Source organism: Staphylococcus sp. EG-SA-17, assembly GCF_017151845.1.
Taxonomy (GTDB): Bacteria; Bacillota; Bacilli; order Staphylococcales; family Staphylococcaceae; genus Staphylococcus; species Staphylococcus aureus.
In genome coordinates this window covers 1-435 of the sequence record NZ_JACVZO010000114.1, presented here as the reverse complement: position 1 = coordinate 435, position 435 = coordinate 1, and the positions used below count along the sequence as shown (strand labels likewise).

The window sequence follows — 435 nt, the reverse complement described above, 5'->3', positions numbered from 1 at the left end:
GCTCAGCCCCTTCCAGATCCAGATGGCGTCGGCCGCGACGATCCTGGTCGTCACGTTCCTCAACCTCGCATCGGTGCGCGTCAATGGCTGGATCGCAAGCGCTGTCACGGCCCTTAAGATCGTGCTGGTCGCCGGCATTGGCATCGCCGCCTTCCTTTTCGGCGGGCCTTTATCAAATCTGGCAGCAAGCACCGTGCACGGCGTCTGCGAGGGCGTGCCGGAGACGGCGCGACTGGGCCTCGCCGGCTTCGGCGCCGCAATGGTCGGCGCGCTCTGGGCCTATAATGGCTGGTCGGACCTCAGCATGGTGGCCGAGGAAGTCCGTGATCCCGACCGCACCATCCCTCGGGCAATCATCGGCTCGAGCCTGCTGATCATTGCGCTCTACCTGCTCGTCAACCTCGGTTACTTCCTCGTGCTGAGCCCCGCCCATAT

At 64.6% G+C, this 435-nt stretch carries 1 protein-coding gene; it reads left to right on the top strand.

The annotated features are described in order from the left end of the window. Positions 1–435: amino acid permease (locus tag IDG65_RS14315; protein ID WP_206174238.1), on the top strand; the 435-nt coding region annotated here is incomplete at both ends.